At 34.2% G+C, this 23823-nt stretch carries 22 protein-coding genes; 15 read left to right on the top strand and 7 right to left on the bottom strand.

Going from position 1 to position 23823, the window contains the following annotated elements; all coding sequences use genetic code 11:
• The 4 genes from TD18_RS17255 to TD18_RS15880 all read left to right on the top strand — a co-directional run.
• Positions 1-339 (top strand): outer membrane beta-barrel protein (locus tag TD18_RS17255; protein WP_394330406.1); only part of this gene is annotated, 339 nt, incomplete at its 5' end.
• Positions 340-467: 128 nt separating this feature from the next.
• Positions 468-1109, top strand: coding sequence for a porin family protein (locus tag TD18_RS15870; protein ID WP_040254626.1), 642 nt, complete (start codon positions 468-470; stop codon positions 1107-1109).
• Positions 1110-1185: 76 nt separating this feature from the next.
• Positions 1186-1605: a type II 3-dehydroquinate dehydratase gene (gene aroQ / locus TD18_RS15875; RefSeq protein WP_040254627.1), complete on the top strand. Its 420-nt coding sequence runs from the start codon at positions 1186-1188 to the stop codon at positions 1603-1605.
• 29 nt (positions 1606-1634) lie between these two features.
• Positions 1635-2135 (top strand): hypothetical protein, encoded by a 501-nt coding sequence (locus TD18_RS15880; protein WP_040254629.1) that lies wholly within the window; start codon positions 1635-1637, stop codon positions 2133-2135.
• A 312-nt stretch (positions 2136-2447) separates the two neighbouring features.
• On the opposite strand, the gene lpdA is transcribed toward TD18_RS15880, so the two are convergent.
• The 3 genes from lpdA to msrB form a co-directional block, all read right to left on the bottom strand.
• Complete coding sequence (gene lpdA / locus TD18_RS15885; RefSeq protein ID WP_040254631.1) at positions 2448-3824, bottom strand: dihydrolipoyl dehydrogenase; 1377 nt, start codon at positions 3822-3824, stop codon at positions 2448-2450.
• Positions 3825-3880: 56 nt separating this feature from the next.
• On the bottom strand, positions 3881-4435 hold the full coding sequence (locus TD18_RS15890; RefSeq protein WP_040254698.1) for a DUF1572 family protein: 555 nt from the start codon (positions 4433-4435) through the stop codon (positions 3881-3883).
• A 103-nt stretch (positions 4436-4538) separates the two neighbouring features.
• Positions 4539-5015 carry a peptide-methionine (R)-S-oxide reductase MsrB gene (gene msrB / locus TD18_RS15895; RefSeq protein ID WP_040254633.1) on the bottom strand — a complete coding sequence of 159 codons (477 nt, stop codon included), beginning with the start codon at positions 5013-5015 and terminating at the stop codon, positions 4539-4541.
• 154 nt (positions 5016-5169) lie between these two features.
• Between msrB and glgA the strand changes: the two genes are divergently transcribed.
• From glgA to TD18_RS15950, 11 genes are all read left to right on the top strand, one after another.
• The gene (glgA, locus tag TD18_RS15900) at positions 5170-6381 is read left to right on the top strand and encodes a glycogen synthase (protein ID WP_040254635.1); all 1212 of its coding nucleotides are present in this window, start codon (positions 5170-5172) and stop codon (positions 6379-6381) included.
• Complete coding sequence (locus TD18_RS15905; protein WP_040254637.1) at positions 6378-7643, top strand: glucose-1-phosphate adenylyltransferase; 1266 nt, start codon at positions 6378-6380, stop codon at positions 7641-7643. The genes glgA and TD18_RS15905 overlap by 4 nt, the downstream gene beginning before the upstream one ends.
• Before the next feature lie 131 nt (positions 7644-7774).
• Complete coding sequence (locus TD18_RS15910) at positions 7775-9712, top strand: alpha-1,4-glucan--maltose-1-phosphate maltosyltransferase (RefSeq protein ID WP_040254640.1); 1938 nt, start codon at positions 7775-7777, stop codon at positions 9710-9712.
• Between the two features lie 3 nt (positions 9713-9715).
• Entirely contained in the window at positions 9716-11347 is a 1632-nt protein-coding gene (locus tag TD18_RS15915) for a maltokinase N-terminal cap-like domain-containing protein (protein WP_040254641.1), read from the top strand.
• 3 nt (positions 11348-11350) lie between these two features.
• Positions 11351-13261 carry a 1,4-alpha-glucan branching protein GlgB gene (gene glgB / locus TD18_RS15920; protein WP_040254643.1) on the top strand — a complete coding sequence of 637 codons (1911 nt, stop codon included), beginning with the start codon at positions 11351-11353 and terminating at the stop codon, positions 13259-13261.
• A 178-nt stretch (positions 13262-13439) separates the two neighbouring features.
• Positions 13440-15845 carry a glycoside hydrolase family 31 protein gene (locus TD18_RS15925; RefSeq protein ID WP_040254645.1) on the top strand — a complete coding sequence of 802 codons (2406 nt, stop codon included), beginning with the start codon at positions 13440-13442 and terminating at the stop codon, positions 15843-15845.
• A gap of 97 nt (positions 15846-15942) precedes the next feature.
• Positions 15943-16773 carry a M48 family metalloprotease gene (locus TD18_RS15930; protein ID WP_052461226.1) on the top strand — a complete coding sequence of 277 codons (831 nt, stop codon included), beginning with the start codon at positions 15943-15945 and terminating at the stop codon, positions 16771-16773.
• Between the two features lie 60 nt (positions 16774-16833).
• Positions 16834-18141, top strand: a complete 1308-nt coding sequence (locus TD18_RS15935; RefSeq protein WP_040254648.1) for an MFS transporter — start codon at positions 16834-16836, stop codon at positions 18139-18141.
• A gap of 36 nt (positions 18142-18177) precedes the next feature.
• A complete protein-coding gene (locus tag TD18_RS15940) occupies positions 18178-18783 on the top strand; it encodes a hypothetical protein (protein WP_040254649.1) in 606 nt (201 codons plus the stop codon).
• Between the two features lie 128 nt (positions 18784-18911).
• Positions 18912-19751, top strand: a complete 840-nt coding sequence (locus tag TD18_RS15945; RefSeq protein ID WP_040254653.1) for a hypothetical protein — start codon at positions 18912-18914, stop codon at positions 19749-19751.
• 81 nt (positions 19752-19832) lie between these two features.
• Complete coding sequence (locus TD18_RS15950) at positions 19833-20675, top strand: hypothetical protein (protein ID WP_040254654.1); 843 nt, start codon at positions 19833-19835, stop codon at positions 20673-20675.
• 71 nt (positions 20676-20746) lie between these two features.
• Here the strand turns inward: TD18_RS15950 and TD18_RS15955 are convergent, their stop codons facing one another.
• From TD18_RS15955 to TD18_RS15970, 4 genes are read right to left on the bottom strand one after another with little or no spacing between them, the layout of a single operon-like run.
• On the bottom strand, positions 20747-21463 hold the full coding sequence (locus TD18_RS15955) for a head GIN domain-containing protein (RefSeq protein ID WP_040254656.1): 717 nt from the start codon (positions 21461-21463) through the stop codon (positions 20747-20749).
• Between the two features lie 23 nt (positions 21464-21486).
• On the bottom strand, positions 21487-22578 hold the full coding sequence (locus TD18_RS15960; RefSeq protein WP_040254657.1) for a DUF4097 family beta strand repeat-containing protein: 1092 nt from the start codon (positions 22576-22578) through the stop codon (positions 21487-21489).
• A gap of 58 nt (positions 22579-22636) precedes the next feature.
• Positions 22637-23197 (bottom strand): hypothetical protein, encoded by a 561-nt coding sequence (locus TD18_RS15965; protein ID WP_040254658.1) that lies wholly within the window; start codon positions 23195-23197, stop codon positions 22637-22639.
• Between the two features lie 11 nt (positions 23198-23208).
• Entirely contained in the window at positions 23209-23766 is a 558-nt protein-coding gene (locus TD18_RS15970) for an RNA polymerase sigma factor (protein ID WP_040254659.1), read from the bottom strand.
• Between the last annotated feature and the right edge of the window lie 57 nt (positions 23767-23823).

Genomic DNA, 23823 nt, shown 5'->3' on the forward strand with positions numbered 1-23823 from the left:
AGTGCAGGTATTGCTACAGGTTATTCTACATCTTCAGGAGATTCTCAAGATCTTGGAACGTTCTTTGGTGTAAATTTAGGAACAATTGATTATCCAGATTTTAGCTATATTCCTTTAGCAGCTGCAGGTCGTTACAATGCATCTGAAGCTTTTGTATTAGGAGCTGATTTAGGTTATGCAATCGCTACAGGTGATGGTGATGGAGGATTTTATTATGCTCCAATGGTTGGATACAACATTACAGAAGAATTCCAAGCTAATGTATCTTACAGAGGCGTAAGTGTTGAAGGAGGAAGCTTCTCAACGATTAACTTAGGAGTTAACTACAAAATCATGTAGTCACTAACTATAGATTAATAAAAGGGTGACGATTTGTTACCCTTTTTTTATGTCTAACAATCACATTATTTTTCTTGTTTACTCAAGAAGCTTACTATATTTTTATAACAATTTAATCTCAATCAATTATGAAAAAATTAATGTTATTTGCTGCTCTTTCAGTTGGATATTTATCAGTTATAAACGCTCAAGACATAAGTTTTGGTGCTAAAGCAGGTTTAAATCTTGCCTCGGTAAGTGGTGACGATACATCAGGTCTTGATAGCAGACTATCATTTCATCTTGGAGCTGTAGCTGAACTAGAAATTTCTGAAAAATTTTCAATTCAACCAGAATTGTTGTATTCCAGTCAAGGTGCTAAATATGAAGATTCTTATACTGATTTCGGTTTCAATATCACAGAAAAAGTAGTTGCTAAATATGACTATTTGAATTTACCAATTATGGCTAAGTACTATATAGCTGAAGGTTTCAGTATTGAAGCTGGACCTCAAATTGGTGTTTTATTAAAAGCTGAAGCTGATATTGATGTTACGGTAAGTGGTCAAGGTGTAACGCAATCTGAATCTGCAACTGAAAATTTAAATGAATTCACAAAAGGAATTGATTTTGGATTAAATTTTGGGTTTGGTTATAAACTAGACAATGGTTTAAACTTTGCTGCGCGCTATAATTTAGGACTTTCAAATATTAATGATGGAGAAGGATCAGATGAATTTAAAAATCAAAATGCTGTTTTTCAAATTTCATTGGGATATTTCTTCAAATAATTAGCATTTAAACATAAGTTCAACCGAAGCAATTTGCTTCGGTTTTTTTATGCACAAATTTTAATACCTTTACTTTATGAAGAAATTAATGATCATTAACGGACCTAATCTGAATTTATTAGGAAAACGTGAAACTAATATTTACGGAGATTTATCGTTTACAGAGTTTTTTGATTCTATAAATAATAAGTATCCTGGAATTTCTCTGGAGCATTACCAGTCAAATATTGAAGGTGAATTGATTGATAAGATTCAGGAAGTTGGCTTCAGTTATGATGGCATTATTTTAAATGCAGCAGCTTATACGCATACTTCAATTGGTATTGGTGATGCCATTAAAGCTATCAAAACTCCTGTTATTGAGGTTCATATTTCGAATACGTTTTCTAGAGAAGAATACAGGCACCAATCGTTTATTGCCCCTAATGCTAAAGGTGTAATTTTAGGTTTTGGCTTGCAAAGTTATGAATTGGCAATTCTAAGTTTTATAGATTAATTTTATGCAAATACCATAAAGACTTCAAAATGAGGCAAATTATATTTCTGGTTATAGCTTGTTCTGTATTCAGTTTTTCTTCTCATGCACAATCCAATGTTGAATTTGGGATCAAAGGAGGTTTGAATTTAACCTTCTTTAATGTTGAAGTAGGAGGTTTTGGAATACAAACAGAAACTGAAACAGGTTACTATGGAGGTACGTTTGCAGATTTTTACATTGATGAGTTTTTATCTATTCAACCTGAAGTGCTCTACATTGGGCTAAACGATTTTAAGTTTATTAATGCGCCTATATATGTTAAGTATCAGGTTGCTGAAAAATTCGATCTTATGGTTGGCCCAAGTCTAAATTATTTTTTTGATTTTTTCTCGAATAAATTTAAAATCCGAGCAGATATTTGTGCTGCGTACCAAATAACAACTTCTATAGATTTGCATATGAAATATACCTTGGGATTTGTAGAAATAGCTCCTAACGGTTTATTTATTGGTGTAGGAATTAAATTTGGTTCGTCTAAGCAGAAATGAGCCGCTAGAAAGCAATAAATTATTTTTGATACACAGCTTTGTAAAATAGTTGTCTTAGTTTCGGTCGGATACCTAGCGAAGTGGTTCGACGGAGTCAATAACACATAGCAATATATATTAGATTATAAAGAGTTAACACTAATTTAAAATACATGTAATTTGTCATTTCGAGCCTGTCGAGGATTCTAATTATAATTGTGATATGTTATGATAGATTCCTCCATTCTTGTCGGAATGACAACAAAAAAAGTCCCAATATTATTGGAACTTTTTTGTTTCTAATGTATCTAAAAATCTAAGTTGTCTAGATGTCTATAAATGAATCACTTCATCATAAGCATCTGCTACAGCTTCCATAACAGCTTCACTCATTGTTGGGTGAGGATGTACTGCTTTTAAAACTTCATGACCAGTAGTTTCAAGTTTTCTACCTAAAACCGCTTCAGCAATCATATCTGTAACACCTGCACCAATCATGTGGCATCCTAACCATTCACCATATTTGGCGTCAAAAATGACTTTTACGAAACCTTCTTTGTTTCCGCCTGCACTTGCTTTTCCTGAAGCAGAGAAAGGAAATTTACCAACCTTAATATCAATACCTTTATCTTTTGCTTGCTTTTCAGTTAAACCTACACTTGCTATTTCAGGTGTACAATACGTACAACCAGGAATGTTTCCGTAGTCTAATGCTTCAACATGCTGACCTGCAATTTTTTCCACACATAAAATGCCTTCAGCTGAAGCAACGTGCGCTAGAGCTTGTCCAGGAGTCACATCTCCAATGGCATAATAACCAGGAATATTGGTTTGGTAATAATCATTGACTAAGATTTTATCTCTGTCAACAGCAATACCAACATCTTCCAAGCCTATATTTTCAATATTGGATTTAATTCCGACAGCAGATAATACAAGATCAGCCTCAAGAACTTCTTCACCTTTTTTAGTTTTTACAGTTGCTTTTACACCGCTACCAGAAGTATCTACTTTAGTCACTTCAGAAGAGGTCATTACTTTTATACCACTCTTTTTGAACGAACGTTCAAGTTGCTTAGAAACCTCATCATCTTCAACAGGTACAATTCTATCCAGATATTCTACAATAGTGACATCAGTTCCCATAGAATTATAGAAATAAGCAAACTCTACACCAATGGCTCCAGAACCTACAACAATCATCTTTTTAGGTTGCTTAGGAAGCGTCATCGCCTCTCTGTAGCCAATGACTTTTTTACCATCTTGTGGTAAACTCGGTAGTTCACGACTTCTAGCACCTGTAGCAATTATAATATGATCTGCACTGTATTCTTTTCCGTCAACGTCAACTTTCTTTCCAGTTTTAAGTTTTCCGAAGCCTTCAATCACGTCAATTTTATTCTTCTTCATTAAAAACTTTACGCCATTACTCATGCCTTCAGCAACACCACGACTACGTTTTACAACAGCATCAAAATCATGTGCTGCATCTTTTACTTTAAGTCCGTAATCTTCTGCGTGTTTTAAATATTCAAAAACTTGGGCAGATTTCAATAAAGCTTTCGTAGGAATACAACCCCAATTTAGGCAAACGCCACCTAAACTTTCTTTTTCTACAATAGAAGTCTTTAAGCCCAGTTGAGAAGCTCTAATTGCTGTTACGTAGCCTCCAGGACCACTTCCAAGTACTATTACATCGTATTTACTCATGAGTCTATTTTTGTCTAATTTTTAAGGTTACGAAGTTACAAAACCTAATTGTAATATTAAAGGTCATCTGTAAAATGTCTTCTAGCTTTTTCTTTACTGAATTTTTCCAAATTGTAAGTGTTCGATGTTCCTTTAGGAATTGAGAGAGAAACCCAGTCTTTGCCCTTCAAAAGTTTTCCCAAAAAAACGATTTGGCCTATATGATAGGAGTAGTGTGCTAATTGACGATTTATTGCTTCAGTGACTGTATGGCCTTGATTCCGGATATAAATAATACGTTCTAAATCTTCTTCAGTTAAGGTAGTAATGGCATCAAATAAACAAATCCAGCCTTTATTCCAATAGTCTAAAAGTTCTTCTTTAGTTTGAAAGATATCTTTAAATTCATCATCGCGATGTCGCCATTCTTTTTCACCATCTTCCGTTAAAAAGTTGGTCCATCGACTCAACATATTTCCAACAATATGCTTCACAATTATTGAAATTGAATTAGAATCTTCTACAAATTCTTGTTTAACCTCTTCAATTGAAAGTTGATGGAAAGTTTTTTCTCCTAAGGATTTGTAGTATTCAAATTGTTTCTTAATGCTAGATAAATATGAAGTGTTCATCGTATTGAAATTTGATAACATAAAAATAGCGATACAACATCTTAAAATCTACAAATTCGTATAGATTGATATTATATCGCTATCTGTATTATACGATAGTTATTTAGTTTTCTGGAACAAATTCTAAAGCCACTCCGTTAATGCAATGGCGTTTGCCAGTTGTATCTCTTGGGCCATCATTAAAAACATGACCTAAATGTCCACCGCAAGTCGCACAGTGTTCTTCGGTTCTTGTGTACCCTAGATGATTATCGGTTGAGTACGCTACATTGCCTTCAATGGCTCGGTCAAAACTTGGCCATCCAGTACCAGAATCAAATTTATGTTCACTTTTAAATAATGGTGTATTACAGGCAGCACAATGAAATGTACCAGCACTGTATTCCTTGTTTAACGGACTGGAGAACGGACGCTCAGTTCCTGCTTGTCTTAATACATAATATTCTTGCTCAGTAAGTTCTTTTTTCCATTGGGCTTCAGTTTTATTAACTTCAAAAGTTTCTTTCTTTTCAGGTTTTTGAGCCGAACTGTTACAGCTAAAAAACAAACCGATGAGTCCGACTAATAATGCATTTTTCATAAATTTTAATTTTTTTTAGTAAAGTTAATAGATAATAATATCAACCATAATCAAATTATCATAAATAATAATTTTACGTTTTAATTTTTAGTTGTAAATTCATAAACTAATCTTTTAGTCTTAAAAGTCTTATATAACTTACAGGATAACCTTAATGAAAGCACTATTTTTAACTAGAGAATTTCCTCCTTATGTGTATGGAGGTGCTGGAGTACATGTTGAATATTTAGCAAATGAGCTATCAAAATTAATGGAAATTGAAGTTAGAGCCTTTGGCGATCAAGATACTTCTAAAGGCAATTTGACTGTGAAAGGCTTTCCATTTGATACCTCTGAATTTAATGATGCCAACGACAAGTTAAAAGCGGTTTTTAAAACCTTAAATACAGGCTTGCATATGAATGCAGTAGACATAGATGCTGATATTGTGCATTGTCATACTTGGTATTCTCATTTTGCTGGCATTATGGCTAAACTCTGTTATGGAACACCATTGGTAATTACGACGCATTCTTTAGAGCCCTTAAGACCATGGAAACGAGAGCAGTTAGGGAGAGGTTATGATGCATCTTCATGGATAGAAAAAACAGCCATTGAAATGGCGGATGTTTTGATAGCGGTTTCCGAAGAAACAAAAGATGATGTTTTAAAACATTTTGATGTTGATGAAACTAAAATTGAAGTGGTTTACAATGGCATTGATTTAAAAGAATATGTTGTTGTTAATGAAACGTCGGTTTTAGATGCCTATGGAATAGATAAAACCAAGCCGTACGTTTTATTTGTTGGAAGAATTACACGGCAAAAAGGAATTATTCATTTGGTAAATGCTATAAAATACATCGATGAAGAGACTCAGGTCGTCCTATGTGCAGGAGCTCCTGATACACCAGAAATTGCTAAAGAAATGAAAGATAGTGTGGATGAAGCTTCTAAAACCAGAACTAATATCATTTGGATTGACAAGATGTTAGATAAAAAGGTAGTTATTCAACTGTACTCTCATGCTGATGTATTTTGTTGTCCTTCAATTTATGAACCTTTCGGTATTATAAATATTGAAGCTATGGCTTGTGAAACTGCTGTGGTTGCTAGTGCTGTTGGTGGCATCAAGGAAGTTGTAGTTGAAGGAGAGACAGGCTTGTTGATTCATTTGGAACAACAAAAATCGGCACCTTTTGAGCCTGTAAATCCTGACCAGTTTTCGAGAGATTTAGCTAAAGGTATTAATAAAGTGATTGCTCACAAAGATTTACGAGAGACAATGGCTAAAAACGGAAGAGCGCGAGTTGAAGCTTATTTCGATTGGAGAGCCATTGCGAAACAAACAGAATCCATTTATAAAAAATTAATAGAAAAGAAATGATTAACAATAAAGTATTGAGTATTATTTTAGGAGGAGGTCAAGGTTCGAGATTGTATCCTTTAACCGAAAATAGATCTAAACCTGCTGTTCCTATTGCTGGAAAATATAGATTGGTAGATATTCCAATCTCAAACTGTATCAATTCTGATATCAAAAGAATGTTTGTTTTAACCCAGTTTAATTCAGCGTCCCTGAATAAACACATAAAAAACACCTATCATTTTAGTTTTTTTAGTTCTGCATTTGTTGATGTTTTAGCAGCAGAACAAACCATTAAAAGTGGTGATTGGTTTCAGGGAACTGCCGATGCAGTACGACAAAGTATGCATCATTTTTTATCTCATGATTTTGAATATGCCTTGATACTTTCCGGCGATCAATTGTATCAAATGGATTTTAATGACATGATTGAAGCTCATGAAGCCAGTGGCGCAGAAATTTCAATTGCTACTTATCCTGTTAATGCAAAAGATGCAACCTCTTTTGGAATAATGAAAACGGATGAAGAGAACATTATTCAGTCATTTATAGAAAAACCAAATGCTTCACTATTGCCAGAATGGACGTCTCAGGTAAGCGACGACATGAAAAAGGAAGGACGACATTATTTAGCATCTATGGGTATTTATATCTTCAATAAAGATTTATTGGTTGAGCTCATGAAAGAACCAAATAAAGTCGATTTTGGTAAAGAAATCATTCCGGGAGCTATTCAAGATCATAAAACTTTAAGTTATCAATATGAAGGCTATTGGACAGACATTGGAAATATTGATTCCTTTTTTGAAGCAAATTTGGGATTAACCGATGATATACCTCAATTTAATTTATACGACAATCACCAACGTGTTTATACCAACGCAAGAATATTGCCTACTTCTAAGATTTCAGGTACACTTTTAGAGCGTACCGTGATTGCCGATGGTTGCTTAATTCATGCTGCCAAGATAGAGCGTTCGGTTATAGGTATTCGTTCTAGAATTGGAAAAGAATCTACGGTTATAAATTGCTATATGATGGGGAACGATTATTATGAATCTTTAGAGGAAGTTCAAAAGAAAAAAATCAAAATCTTTATGGGAATTGGAGAGCGTTGCTTTATTAAGAATGTTATTCTTGATAAAAACTGCAGAATTGGTGACGATGTTCGAATCAATGGCGGTAAGCATCTCGACGATGTTGAAACCGATAATTACCTAATTAAAGAGGGTATTGTAGTGATTAAAAAAGGAGCTGTGATTCCTAAAGGAACAATCATTTAATAAAATCACAATACCAGATTTTCTTTTCAATCGTTGTAGTAAATTATTAGAGACTTTTTCTTATTATATAAACGAAATATGTGTCTAATTTTATTAATTTCACACTTTTAATTTCAAATTAGTCTATCAAAATGAAAAATCAAAAACGTGTAGTCATAGATTATGTTTCACCACAAATTAATGGAGGTGAATTTTTTATTAAAAGAGTGGTCAATGAAATTGTAAATGTCGATGCACATGTTTTGGTTGATGGTCATGATGTCATTGCGGCTTCGGTCTTGTATAAACATGAAAAGGCTAAAACTTGGAATGAAGTTAGAATGCAACTCATTGAAAATGATGAATGGAATGCTTCTTTTTTGGTTGAAAAACAAGGGTTTTATGCTTACAAAATTGAAGCTTGGGTAGATTATGCTCTAAACTGGCAACATGGAATCGAAAGAAAAATAGACGATCATCAACACGTAAAATCTGAACTTTTAGAAGGTGTTCTCTATTTGAAACCACTACTAAAAAAAGCAACCAAAGTAGAACAAGACTATATTACATCTTGCATCAAAGCTTTTGAAGATGAATCACAATATGACAATGCAGTTCTTGAAGCAAAAAGTGAAAAGTTACATAGCATTTTTGTAAAGTATCCTGAAAAAATTCTGGCTAATTCTACTCAAGATTTTCAGGTTTATGTCGATCGAAAGAAAGCCAGATTTAGTACTTGGTACGAATTTTTCCCTAGATCGGCTTCAGAAACAGAAGGTGTTCATGGGACGTTTAAAGATTGTGAACGTTTATTACCTAGAGTGGCTCAAATGGGTTTTGATACGTTATACTTTCCGCCAGTTCATCCCATTGGAGAAGTGAACAGGAAAGGTAGAAATAACACGACCGAAGCCAAAGAAGGTGATGTTGGTTCAGCCTGGGGAATAGGTTCTAAAGATGGTGGACATAAATCCATTCACCCTAAACTAGGAACGGTTGATGATTTTAAAACGCTCATTAAGAAAGCAAAAGACTTAAATATTGAAATTGCAATGGATTATGCTTTGCAAGCTGCTCCAGATCATCCTTGGGTGACGTCACATCCAGACTGGTTTAAATGGCGACCAGATGGAACAGTACAATATGCAGAAAACCCACCAAAAAAATATCAAGACATTCTTCCAATTTACTGGGAAAGTAAAGACTACAAAAATCTATGGAACGAGTGTTTAGACACTATGCTGTATTGGGTAGATTGCGGAATAAATGTTTTTAGAGTTGATAATCCACATACGAAGCCATACTATTTCTGGAATTGGCTGATTTCTGAGGTAAAACAAAAGCATCCCGATGTTATTTTTCTTGCAGAAGCATTTACCAGACCCAAAGTCATGCAGCAATTGGCTAAGCAAGGTTATACACAATCTTATACCTATTTCACCTGGCGAAATTCAAAACAGGAGTTTATTGAATACATGACTGAATTGACACAGACAGATCAACGTGAATATATGCAGCCAAATTTCTGGCCAAATACACCAGATATCAATCCGTATCACTTACAAGGTGCTAATGAAGCCATGCATTTGTTGCGTTATGCTTTGGCAGCTACATTAAGTTCTAGTATTGGTATTTACGGTCCAGTGTTTGAGCAAATGATTACGGAAGCTATTCCTGGTAAAGAGGAATATTATATGTCTGAAAAATTTGAGGTAAAGCATTATGATTGGTTCAAAGAGAATAAACTCACCTTACTCATTTCAAAGATAAATGAGGTCAGGCATCAAAATGAAGCTCTACAACAAACTAATAACATCAAGTTTTGCCATATTGAAAATGATAATTTGTTGGCATTTTATAAATGGAATCAAGACCGAACTAACGAACTTTTAATCATCGTTAGTTTAGATCCTTATTATAAACAACAAGGTACAGTTCAACTTCCTCTTAAAGATTTAGGAATTCATGAAGGCCATCGATTAAATATGCAGGACTTGGTGACTGGAAGTAGTTATAACTGGCATCAGGAATGGAATTACGTAGAGTTGCATCCAGCACTTCCTTTTCATATCTTTAAGATAAATAAGTAAACAATGTCTAATAAATCAACTAAAAATTTGAGTTTGCAACCACCTTTCAACTTCAATGATCGATGGGAAGAATTACTTGAAAACAAAGATTTTGTAAAGGTTTTTTTGTCAGACGTTTTAGAAGATTATATTAAAAAACAACGCTGGTATGGCGGAAAAGCAAGTAAACTTAAATACATCGAATTAGCAGAGTATTTTAAAATTCAGCAAAATGAAGAAGTTTACTACGGACTCATTTTAGAGGTGAATTTTGATGAAGCATTTTACCAGCATTATTTCCTCCCAATTGCATTTGTCTCTGATGAAAATTTCGCCATGGAAAACCGAATTCTTCCGATTAGCATCCAAAATCAGGAAGGATTTATCATTGATGCTATTCATTTGGAAGCTTTCAGAAAAGTAGTTTTTGAGCGTATTTTAAACGCACTTCCAAAAGATAAAACCAGAGTTAGATATCATAAAAGTGAACTTTTTAAAGATTGCAAATATGAGTCATCTCGTTTTATGGGATTGGAGCAAAGTAATACTTCAATCGTTTACAACGAAAAGTATGTTCTAAAGTTTTTTAGAAGAATTTATGCCGACCGAAATCCAGATTACGAAATGAGTCGTTTCTTATCTGATAAAAAAGATTTTAAAAACACGCCAGCGTATTTGGGAAGTATACAAATTAAAGATAGTGATGATCTAAATATTACAATTGGATTAATGCAGGAAATGGTCGAAAATCAAGGTGATGCCTGGGAGTTTATGTTGACCGAATTGCACAAAGTCTTTTCTAACCTGGAATATAAAAAAATCAACATAAAACAGCTTCCTAAAACTGAAGATTATGGTCGTTTACAAATTACAGATGTGCCTCCTCAAATTATTGATTGGGCTGGATTAAACTTATTTTTAAAAATTCAAACCTTAGCCAAACGCACTGCTGAAATGCATATTGCGCTTGGAAGTGAATTTGAAGACACAGCGTTTACACCTACGCATTTTAATGGAGATTATACCGTTTGGTTAAAGAACAGATTGTTGTATCAGTTTCAAAATCGATTAAATGCGATTGAAAATAACTTACATAAACTTGACGGATTAGCATTAGAACTGGCTAATGAATTTTTAGAGCGCAAAAATGAAATCAGAAAAAAGTTTGTCAACTTCGATTGGACGAAACTTAAAGGCGAACGTATTAGAGTTCATGGTGATTACCATTTAGGGCAAGTACTCGTTAAAGATGATGATTTTTATATTCTCGATTTTGAAGGTGAACCTGAAAGCACCATTCGCGATCGAAAAGTGAAGCAACCACCTCTTAAGGATGTTGCTGGAATGTTTAGATCGTTTCACTATGCTATTTATGCCACCATTTTCAATAACATTGAATTATATAAACACAGTCAAAATGAATTATTTGAAGCTGGTGAAATCTTATACCAGTATTTAAAAGGTGTCTTTTTAGGCACTTATATTGTCGAAATTCAAAACGCAAACATCAATATAGGATATCATCAGGAACGTATATTCTTATTAAAATATTCATTGCTTGAAAAAGCAGTTTATGAATTAGGTTACGAACTTAATTCTCGCCCACGTTGGGCTGTTATTCCCTTAAAAGGAATTTCTAACATTATTAACAATTAACTTATGGCAGAAGTAATAGCACATAGCCTATTTACAGAATTTGATATCAACTTGTTTAAAGGTGGAAGGCATTACCGATTATACGAAAAGTTTGGTTCACATATGATGACTTTAAATGGAGTAGAAGGAACGTATTTTGCAGTTTGGGCTCCTAGTGCTAAACATGTGTCTGTGATTGGAGATTTTAACTATTGGGTGGAAGGTGCACATCCTTTACATGTGCGATGGGATTCAAGTGGTATTTGGGAAGGCTTTATTCCTGGTGCTGGAAAAGGAACAACTTATAAGTATAAAATCCATAGTAACAATAACGATATTAAAACTGAAAAGGCAGATCCATATGCCAGACGATGTGAGCATCCTCCAAAAACAGCTTCTATAGTTTGGGACGAACCTTATAACTGGAAAGACGATAAATGGATGAAAAAGCGTAAAAAGCACAATGCTTTAGACGCACCATTTTCGGTGTATGAAGTCCATTTAGGATCTTGGAAAAAACAGATAGAAGAAAAACGATTTTTGTCTTATGTAGAATTGGCCGATGAATTGGTGGCCTATGTGAAAGAGATGAATTTTACACATGTAGAGTTAATGCCAATCATGGAATTTCCTTATGATCCAAGTTGGGGCTATCAACTCACAGGTTATTTTGCGCCTACATCCCGTTTTGGTTATCCTGAAGAATTTAAGCTTCTGGTAGATAAACTACACCAGAATGATATCGGAATCCTTCTAGATTGGGTGCCATCTCATTTCCCAGAAGACGCTCACGGACTAGGATTTTTCGACGGAACACATTTATACGAACATCCCGATCCTAAAAAAGGCTATCATAATGACTGGAAAAGTCTCATTTTTAATTATGGTCGTAATGAAGTCAAATCGTTTTTAATTAGTAATGCTATTTTCTGGCTAGATCAATACCACGCAGATGGTTTACGTGTTGATGCGGTAGCTTCTATGTTGTTTTTAGATTATTCAAGAGAAGATGGGCAATGGGAACCTAATATGTTTGGCGGAAGAGAAAATTTAGAAGCGATGTCATTCATGCGAGAAATGAATGAAGCTGTGTATTCTAGTTTTCCAGATGTGCAAACCATTGCGGAAGAATCAACAGCATTTCCAATGGTTTCAAAACCTACATTTATGGGAGGATTGGGATTTGGTATGAAATGGATGATGGGTTGGATGCATGATACACTTCAGTATTTCGCTAAAGAACCTATTTACAGAAAACATCATCAAAATGATTTAACCTTCAGTATGACGTATGCTTTTACTGAAAACTTTATGTTGCCATTAAGTCATGATGAAGTGGTTTACGGAAAAAAATCAATCTTAGGACGAATGCCTGGAGACGAATGGCAACGTTTTGCAAACTTAAGATCGTTGTATAGTTACATGTTTACACATCCTGGAACCAAATTATTATTCCAAGGCGCAGAATTTGCACAAAGTGATGAATGGAATTTTGAAACAAGTTTAGATTGGCATTTGCTGCAATACGAACCTCATAAAGGAATTCAGGAGCTGATCAGAAGTTTGAATACCTTATACAAAAAAGAACCTGCATTATACCAAAAACAATTTTCTGGAGATGGCTTTGAATGGATTGATTATAATGATGCCGAAAATTCAACTTTCGTATATATGCGACATGGCGAACAAGAAAAAGACACTTTAATTGTTGTTTGTAATTTAACACCTGTTCCAAAGGAAACCTTTAAAATAGGCTTACCGAAATCAGGTAAATTGAAGGAGGTGTTTAACAGTGATCTTGAAAAATTCTTTGGAACAGGAAAATATTCTAATAAAACTGTTGCAACAACTGAAGCGCCATGGCATTTTAGAGATTATTCTATTGAAGCTAAAATTCCGCCATTGGGAGTCGTGATTTTCAAATACATCTCATAGTTACATTGATGTCCTAAACATTAGGGAATTCAGAATTGAAGCCTCGTAAAATTTTTGTTTTATCAAAATGTCAGACCGAAATCGTTGTAGTTAATAATTCGTTACAATTAGCGCATAGCATTCTTTTTTACGTCCTGATTTTTCCGTTTTTTTACGTTTATTATTTTAAAATCAAGCTATGATTATAAATACCGAATTAGAACAAAAAGGAAATCTGTTTCCTTCAAATATAATTGCTTTTAAAAAGGATGTCGATACCTTATATTTTTCCACAGATAACGATGTTGTTTTACAATTAACCGTATTGAGAGATAGCGTTCTTCGTTTTAGATATACAACCACAGGTACATTTGACAAAGATTTTTCCTATGCCATAACAAAATATGCAAGTACGGGCTATAATCAACTCACTATTGAAGAAGATGAAATAAATTATATAATTACAACTTCAAAATTGATTTGTCATATCGCAAAAGAGGATTTAAAAGTATCCTTATATGATGCAAAAGACAATGAATTAATCAATCAGGATGAAGCCGGTTTTCACTGGGAAGAGAGTTATGAGTTTGGAGGTAATATTGTAAAAATGAGTAAAGCATCTCATGATGGTGAAAGTTATTATGGTTTAGGTGATAAACCGAATCATTTAAACATGAAAGGGAAACGCTATCAAAACTGGGTCACAGATTCTTATGCCTACGGAAAAGATACAGATCCTATTTATAAAGCTATTCCGTTTTATACTGGACTCCACAATAAAAAAGCTTATGGGATTTTCTTCGATAATACCTTTAGAAGTTATTTCGATTTTTCTCACGAAAGACGAAACGTTACAAGTTTCTGGGCAGATGGAGGCGAAATGAATTACTATTTCATTTATGGTCCGCAAATGCAGGATGTCATTGAAAGCTACACAGATCTTACAGGAAAACCTCATCAGTTACCACCACTTTGGGCATTAGGTTATCATCAGTGTAAATGGAGTTATTATCCTGAAAGTAAAGTTAAAGAAATCACATCGACCTTCCGGAAATTAAGAATTCCATGCGATGCAATTTATCTGGATATTGATTATATGGATGGTTTCAGATGCTTTACATGGAACAAAGAGTACTTTCCTGATCCTAAGCGAATGGTGAAAGAATTGGCAGATGACGGATTTAAAACTGTTGCTATCATTGATCCAGGAATAAAAATTGACAAGGATTATTCTGTGTTTAGAGAAGCTTTAGAAAAAGACTATTTCTGTAAACGAGCAGATGGTCCGTACATGAAAGGAAAAGTTTGGCCTGGAGAATGTTATTTCCCAGATTTTACAAATCCGGAAGTTAGAGAATGGTGGTCTGGCTTATTTCAAGAACTCATTGAAGATATTGGCATTAAAGGAGTATGGAATGATATGAACGAACCTGCAGTGATGGAAGTTCCTAATAAAACCTTTCCTGATGATGTAAGACATAATTATGAAGGTAACTATTGCAGCCACAGAAAGGCTCATAATGTCTATGGAATGCAAATGGCTAGGGCTACCTATCAAGGCTTAAAGAAATACGCATATCCAAAACGTCCTTTTGTGATCACAAGAGCGGCCTATTCTGGAACACAACGATATACATCGACATGGACAGGCGATAATGTAGCAACTTGGGAACATCTGTGGATAGCAAATGTACAGGCGCAACGTATGGCAATGTCTGGTTTTAGCTTTGCAGGTAGTGATATTGGTGGTTTTGCTGAACAGCCTCAAGGCGAATTATTTACGAGATGGATTCAGTTAGGTGTATTCCACCCATTTTGTCGCGTACATTCTTCTGGAGATCACGGCGACCAGGAACCATGGGCTTTTGATGAAGATGTAACTGATATCGTTAGGAAATTTATTGAACTACGTTACCAGTTATTACCTTATTTATACACAGCGTTCTGGCATCATGTTGATCAAGGCAGGCCAATTTTAAAATCTTTGGTGCTCTATGATCAAGAAGATGTGCATACACATTACAGAACTGATGAATTTATCTTTGGAGAAAGCATTTTGGTTTGTCCTATTCTGGAACAAAATGCCAGAGGTAGACGCATGTATATTCCTCGTGGGAACTGGTATAATTATTGGACAAACGAAAAGGTTAAAGGAGGAAAAGAATTATGGGTGGATGCCGACATTGAAAGTATGCCAATTTTCATTAAAGAAGGTGCTATTATTCCTAAATATCCTATTCAGCAGTATGTGGACGAACTTGATATCGATGAAGTGTTTTTAGATGTGTATTTCAAACAAGGTAAACAGGTGTCAACCTTATTTGATGATGCAGAAGACGGCTACGATTACACGAAAGGGCGTTACAGCTTGCGTACTTTTAAATTAAGTGGTAAAGAAAATGCATTAATCATTCAGCAACACAAAGAAGGAAAGTACACGACTAAGTACAAAACTTTTAATTTGAAAATTTATGGTTTACCTTTTGAAGTGAAAGAAATTCAGCTAGATAATGAAGTCATTGCTATTAGCAGACTAATTGTTGATGAGTATTCAAATATCATTATTGATAAAGATTTTTCAGAACTTCATATCATAGGAAAATAATAAGTTATAGTAATTGTGACATTTTTATATCTGTATGTGTCAAACAATACGGTACGAATTTTGTAAATTTAGCTTATAATATTAAAATCCATTAACAATGAAATTTAAAAACACTATAGTAGCCTGTGGAACTTTAATTGTGTTCTTATCTTGTGCTACAAATCCATTTACCGGAAATAAAACACTTGCTTTTGTATCTAACGATTCGTTATTCCCATCAGCATTTGCACAATACGATCAGTTTTTAACCGAAAACAAAGTCGTTACTGGAACCTCTGATGCAGATATGATTAAACGCGTCGGACAACGCATTGCGGTTGCTGCTGAACGTTGGTTAAATGCAAATGGGCATCAAGGTTACTTAGATGATTACAAATGGGAATATAATCTCGTAGAAGATAAAACAGTAAACGCTTGGTGTATGCCTGGAGGGAAGATTGTGTTTTATACAGGCATCTTACCAATAGCTCAAAATGAAACAGGGATTGCTGCTATTATGGGTCACGAGGTTGCGCATGCTCTTGCTAATCACGGACAACAGCGTATGAGTGCAGCTTATATACAACAAGGTCTTGCAATAGCAGGAAATGTTGCGATTAAAGATGAACAAACCAGAGGAATCTTTAATCAGTCTTATGGTATTGGTTCTAATGTTTTAGGAATGTTACCATTTAGTCGAAGCCATGAAACGCAAGCTGATGAAATCGGTTTAACCTTAATGGCTATAGCTGGCTACAATCCAGATGAAGCTGCCGAACTTTGGAAACGAATGAAAGCAAACAGTGGAGGACAAGCACCACCTGAGTTCTTGAGTACACACCCTTCTAATGATACGCGAATTTCTAACTTACAAAGTTGGGCACCAAAAGCTAAGGCTGAAGCTAAAAAGTTTGGGATAACTTCTTTTAGACCATTAGGGGAGTTTTAATATCTAGTTCTTAAAAAATATCTTATTTTAGAAGCTGCTTACTTAAAAGCAGCTTTTTTTATGAAAAACTTACAAAAAGGCAGTAAAAAACTGCTGAATGCTTGGGCATTTTACGATTGGGCAAATTCAGTCTATACACTAACAATTGCTTCTTCAATTTTTCCATTGTTTTACTCCTTTTTATTTGCAGAAGGTTCAGATAAAATCGTAGCTGCTTTCGGATTAGAATTCAAAAGCTCAGCACTTATAACATACGTTACTGCATTCACGTTTCTAGTAGTTTCTGTGACATCACCAATACTGTCTGGTATAGCAGATTATGTTGGAAATAAAAAGAATTTCATGAAATTTTTCTGCTACATTGGAGGTGCTGGTTGTATCGGACTCTATTGGTTTAGCCTTGACACTATTCATTTAAGTCTACTGTTTTATTTTATGGGATTAATAGGATATTGGGGCAGCCTAGTGTTTTACAATTCCTATTTACCTGATATTGCATTTCCAGAACAGCAAGACAGCATTAGTGCCAAAGGATTTAGTATGGGTTATGTAGGTAGCGTTCTGCTTTTAATTCTAAATCTGGTTATGGTGATGAGTCAGGAAACAGGTGAAGAGAAAATGCAAATGATGCGCTATTCTTTTGTAACCGTTGGCTTATGGTGGATTTTATTCAGTCAGTACACATTTTATATCCTACCTAAAGGTGTTTCTAACGGACATAAAGTGACTAAAGCGGTTGTATTTAATGGTTTAAAGGAATTAAAACTGGTTTGGCTTCAGCTTAACCAAAACCTAAGATTAAAACGCTATCTCGTTGCATTTTTTGTGTTTAGTATGGCTGTTCAAACCATTATGCTCGTCGCTGTTTATTTTGGTGAAGAAGAAATTGATTGGGGAAGTTCTGATGCTAAAACTCAAGGGTTAATCATTAGTATATTAGTTATTCAATTAGTTGCCATACTTGGTGCTTTTTTAACGTCTCGAGCATCTTCAAAATTTGGAAACATTCCAACACTTATAGTCGTTAATTTTATATGGATGTCTTTATGCGTTTATGCCTATTTTATGGAAACTCCTATACAGTTTTATATAGCTGCATCTTTGGTAGGATTGGTGATGGGAGGCATACAATCGTTAGCAAGATCAACGTACTCTAAATTTTTACCTGACACAGAAGATACGACGTCGTATTTTAGCTTTTACGATGTAGCTGAAAAAATAGGAATAGTCATTGGTATGGTGATTTTTGCTACCATAGATCAAGTGACAGGAAGTATGCGAAACGCCATTCTCTTCTTATTTTTGTTTTTCTTAGTAGGAATCGCGTTACTTTTTAGAGTTCCTAAAGAAAACCCAATCTCGAATTAAATTAGTATGTTTGCCATTAACTAAATCAATGATACCATGAAAAAACTAAGTATTCTCTTTTCTTTATTTGTTTTGTTAACTGCTTTTACTTGTGAAAATGAAGCTTTAGATTCAGATTTAATTAATCAGGAGATTGAAAACAACGACAATAACAATAACAATAACAATTCATCTCTTATTGGCTCTTGGGTTTTAGTAGACATGAATGCTGACATCATTGCTGAGTCAAGTTTTCAAGGTATTGAATTTAGTTCTCAATTTTCCGTAGAAATCAGTGATTCAGATTATGTATTGGTATTTGAAGCGTCTGATTACACAGTTTCCGGAGATTACGAATTAATTGTTTCTTCTACCTTCCAAAATGAAACAACGACCTATACAGATTCATACACAAACGTAGAAGGATTGGGAACATATTCTACAAGTGGCAATATAATGACAGTTGATGGATCATTTATTGAATTTGATTTTGACGGAATGCCAATGGAAGTAGATCAAGGCGAGCAATCTGTTGAATATTCACTAAGTGCTGATGGACAAACGTTAACTTTTAATCAAGATGAAGTGCAAACCACAAATGAAGGAGGAGCGATGTCTACAACAGATATATCGTCTACTTCGGTTTGGCAGAAACTAGACTAATATATTTTGATATATTTTTTTTAAAAGAAGACCAGAGTTATCTTTGGTCTTCTTTTTTGTATCCATTTATAAATCTATAATTTAGTATTAATTAGTATGTTTGCAGTAAATATTATAATCATAGTCAAATGAAAAAAATATCATTTTTAATCTCAATATTCGTTTTATTAACTGCTTTTACTTGTGAAAATGAACCTTTAGAAGGAGATTTTGAGACTGAAAACGAACAGTCGTGTACTATCGCACAACAAAATACGCAGAACGCAGCTCTAGCATTTTTAGAAGTTACAGAAGACACCTACACCGAATTATGTGTCGCTTACAGAAATGCGTTACAAATTCAAATTCAGTTTTGTGGAGATCCCGACGGCACTCTACAAACACAAATTAATAGTTTAGGAAATTGTGGAGACACGACCAATCCCGATCCATGTGAAACAGCAACTACCGCTGCTAATGAGGCTGAAACTGCATATAATGAAGACACATCTAACACTAATTTGTGCAATGCTTACAAGGCAGCTTTGCAAAATCAAATTGCAATTTGTGGAGATCCAAGTGGAACTATTCAAGCTGTAATTGATAGTCTTGGAGATTGTGCTGTAGCAGCTACTGACGGAACTTTAAGTGTGACTGCAGGAACATTAAATATTCAATTTATTGTAAATAACGCAGCATTAAACTCAGGAGTTGTTTTTGTTAGTGGTAATAATACTGAACAAGGAGCAAATTACTTTATTGAGTTTGAAGTACCAGAAGGAACTACAGGAGTAGATGTCATGCAAAATTTTAAACTGACTTTAAATGGAGGAGAATATTTTCCAAATACTGATGGTTTCGATGATTTTACCAGTACGATAACCGTAAATTCTAATGGTGTTATTCAAGGAACATTTGGAGGAATTGTAACCAGAACTGATGGTGCTGACTTAAGCTTATCTCAAGGCATAATAGATTTAACTTACTAAAAATATAATTTTAACTTTTGAAGGAAAGTTAAGACTATTCTTAAAAATTGTATCTTGTAAATATTTAAGTGAATATTTGCTATGAAAAAGATATCATTTTTAGTTTTGTTTTGCGTATTTCTTACGGCTTTTAAATGTGATAATGAGCCTTTAGAAGGTGAATTTGTAACCGAGCAGGAAGCCTCGTGTGATATTGCTATCCAAAATGCAATAGATGCGGCAATGGCATATTCACAGGCTACAAATGAAACTTATGAGTCGCTATGTGTTGCCTACAAGAATGCGCTACAATTTCAGATACAATTTTGTGGAGATCCAGATGGAAGTTTGCAGGCACTCATTGATAGTATTGGTAATTGTTCTTCGGTTAATGAAGTTGATAATTGTGCAGAAGCTGCAGCTGCTGTTGGAGTTGCGCAGGCTGCTTTCGTGGAAGCTACAATTCAAACTTACACAACATTGTGCATCGCCTATAGAGAAGCATTATTGACTTTAATAGAGTTCTGTGGGCCAGATGGAGGAACATTATCTGTTCTACAAGATTTAGGAAATTGTGTTCAGGATGCTACTGGAGAAGGATTTATAACCGTTAATGCAGGTACAGCTCCAGTCGTTTTTGATGTTATCAATGTGTTTGAAAATGGCAATACACTTCAAGTAGCTGCCGAAACAGGTTCACCTACTTATTATATTATTTACTTTGAAATTGAACTAGGTGTTACAGGTGACGAAGTCATTAATGATTCGTTTTCTCTACTTTTAAATTCTCAATATTATCCGTCTTCATCAGGTTTTGATGATTTCACTTCAACAATTACGACCAATAATCCTGGAAACATTATTGGAACATTTAATGGTATTGTAACCAATGCTGATGGAGGTGATTTAAGTTTAACGTCAGGAGTTATTAGTGTTTCGTATTGAGTTGAACTAAATAAATAAAAAAGCCATAAACTTCAATGTAAAAGTCTATGGCTTTCTAATGCTATTAAATGTTAGTTGCTAATACTTCCTGATCCAGCAACTTTTGTGTCTTCCGTTTTTGGATTTCCTCTATATTCTATGTCACCTGAACCAGCAACTCGCGCTCGTAAGCTTTCATTACAAACCACTTCTGCATCACCTGAACCCGCAACAGCAACATCTGTGTGGTTAGATTGTAAATCAAATCCGTGAAAATCACCTGAACCAGCGACTTTAGCTTCTAGTTTATTTGTGCTTCCTTTTAAGGTTAAATCACCTGAACCAGCTACTTTTCCTTCAGTAGTAGTCGCCTGAATATGCAATACAATATCTCCCGAACCTGCTAAAGCAACTTTTAAATTATTTGCAGCAATGATATCTTCATTCCATAAATCACCAGATCCTGAAAGCGAAACGCTGCTAATCTCTTTAAAAGGAATTCTAATTTTAATGGTTTTGTTGTTACTTGGCTTAAGATTAATATGATTTTGAGTTTTAATAACAAGCCTGTTGTCTTTTACTTCAGTAATAATATAGTCTAATAAGTTTTCTTCACCTTCAATCGTTATGGTTCCTTCAGTACCTGCAACTAAAACATAATCAAATTGACCTGCACATGCGATACCATCATAATTTGAAGTAGATCTTGTTATTGTCGTCATATTTCCGTTTCCTCTGATGTTTTTATCTCCTGCATAACTAAACGTGATGCAAAATAAAAGAGTCGTAAGTAAAATTGATGTTTTCATTTTTAGAGTTTTTTAATTGGTTATTAATTTTTTTTAAAGGTGACGCTTCCGTATTCTGTTTTAATTCGTATGGTATTACCACTATTTGGTTTTCCGTAATATCCTTGATAATATTTGTCTGATGATTCGATTCGTTTTTTTGTAAATTCGAAATCATCTGTATCTCTTAATGAAGCATATTCCAAATCGATATCAAAATTAAAGGCGTAACCAGAATCGTAGCCAATAGTAATGCCACAGTAATCGGATTCTATATCAACATCACCAGCATTAGCAGTCATTTTTTCAATTTTAATTGAACCATAGTCTGCCTTTACACTAACATTTTTATAAATGGTTCCTAATCTTAGCGTTAAATAATCACCGTTACCATTCACCGAATTAGCATTATTAATTTTTAGAGACCCATAATCACAGTTATAGGAAACGTCTTCGGCTAATTCAACTTCAGATTTTGTGTAATCAGCATTAATAGTTAATGATTTAGCTTTTCCTACTGTGTAGCCACTATAATCTGCATTGATGCTACCACTTTTTATGTATTCGAAATAGGAGTTATTGGTGTAATCAAATCGAATATCATTGTTATCTGCCATCAATTCCTTTGTTGTAATTTTTCCGTAGTCACAACTAATATCTGCGCGACCTTTGAGTTTGTCAAGTGTAATGCTGCCGTAGTCATTACTGAGGTCGACATTATTAGTAATAGGCAATTTGATGATGTAGTTAATGGACATATTTACATTATTGTTTTTTCCCCAATTCCACCAGGATTTAGATTTCTCTTTGCTAAAAATGGTTTTAGCAGCAACAAAAGAAGAAGATGCATTAAATTCTACATCAATGTCATTAATCTTATCCTGCACTTTTTCCATATCATCTCCATTGGTTTTAATATGAACCTCAATACTAATGGTCGAGCCTTCATATGTTACGATGTCAATATTTCCGTAGCTATTATCAACTTTTAGTGTAGCGTCAACAGTAACTGAAAAGTCTTTTTTTATAGTTTTTTCTTTGGTGTGTTTACCAGACCAGCTTGTGTTTCCTGCCATAATCATAGATGGTAATAGCATGAAAGCAAAAAGCAATTTGAATAGTAGTTGTGTTTTCATAAGGGTTGTTTTTTATTTCTGAAAAGTTGTTTTGCTTAATCAGATTATTTTTTTGTTGTTATAAGGTGTTTTGATGTGATGCATGTGCATTAAATTCTTTTACTTCTTCTATATTTTGTAAAACATGTTCTAAGACGTCTATTCTATTTTGAAAGTTTGAAATCATAGCGTATACAACACGTTTGTCATCACCAGAGGTTGTCAGATCTTTTTTTAAATTTTCATAATCGGCTTCCAAAATTTGAAGTTGTTTTAAGGCATCATTAATTAATTCTTCAGTTTCTGGAGTTCGTTCAGCTTCAAGTGTTGCCAATTCACTTTGTATTGCCAACGTAAAAAAGTCTTGAGTTCTCGATAATTCTGGAGACACACTAGCCAGGTCTTTTATTTCAGGTTCTTGTTGTTGCATGACTGTGAAAATGCTTAAGCATAATACTATCGATGCAGCGATAGCAAAAAACGGTTTCCAATAGCTTAACTTTTCTTTTTTAGAATCTACAATTATTGGCTGTTGCTTCAATTTTTCTAAAAATCGATTTTGATGACCTGAATTCGGCATTTGAATATCAAACTCGTTTTCGAGTTGTTCAAAAAGGGTATCAATGTTATCTTTTTTCATGTTTTTAAATATTATAGGGCTAAAGGCGTTAATTTTTTTCTCAAACTATCTTTAGCACGTGATATTAATGTTCTGCAATTCGCATTGGTAATGTTCATGATGTCACAAATTTCTTCATAATCATAGCCTTCAATCAAATGCAATGTCAATCCCATTCTGTAGTTATCTTTAAGTAATTTCATAGTATCTAAAATCTGATTTGCTTTCAAATTTGTAAATCCGTGATCTTCAATTATTCCAGAATGATCTTCAACTTTATAGAGCACATCTTCTAAAGGCACATCATTATATTTAGTATTCTTTTTGTAATGATAAATACTGTTATTGATGACGATTCGTTTTAACCAAGATCCAAATGTTTTTATCTCTTTAAGACTGTCTAACTTTGTGAACGCGGTTAGAAATGAATCTTGCATAATGTCTTCTGCTTCAAAACTGTCTTTAACAATTCTGAATGCTGTGTTATACATGGCTTTATAATACCTGTTATAGACTTCCATTTGTGCCTGTTGGTCTCCAGATTTACAAAGCTGCAATAACTGCTCTATATTTTGATTGGTTAGTGTCAAAAAACAATTGCTTTATTATAGAGATGAAAGGGTAAACAATTTGTTACACTTTGAATA

It is taken from the genome of Psychroserpens mesophilus (genome assembly GCF_000826645.1).
Taxonomy (GTDB): Bacteria; Bacteroidota; Bacteroidia; order Flavobacteriales; family Flavobacteriaceae; genus Psychroserpens; species Psychroserpens mesophilus.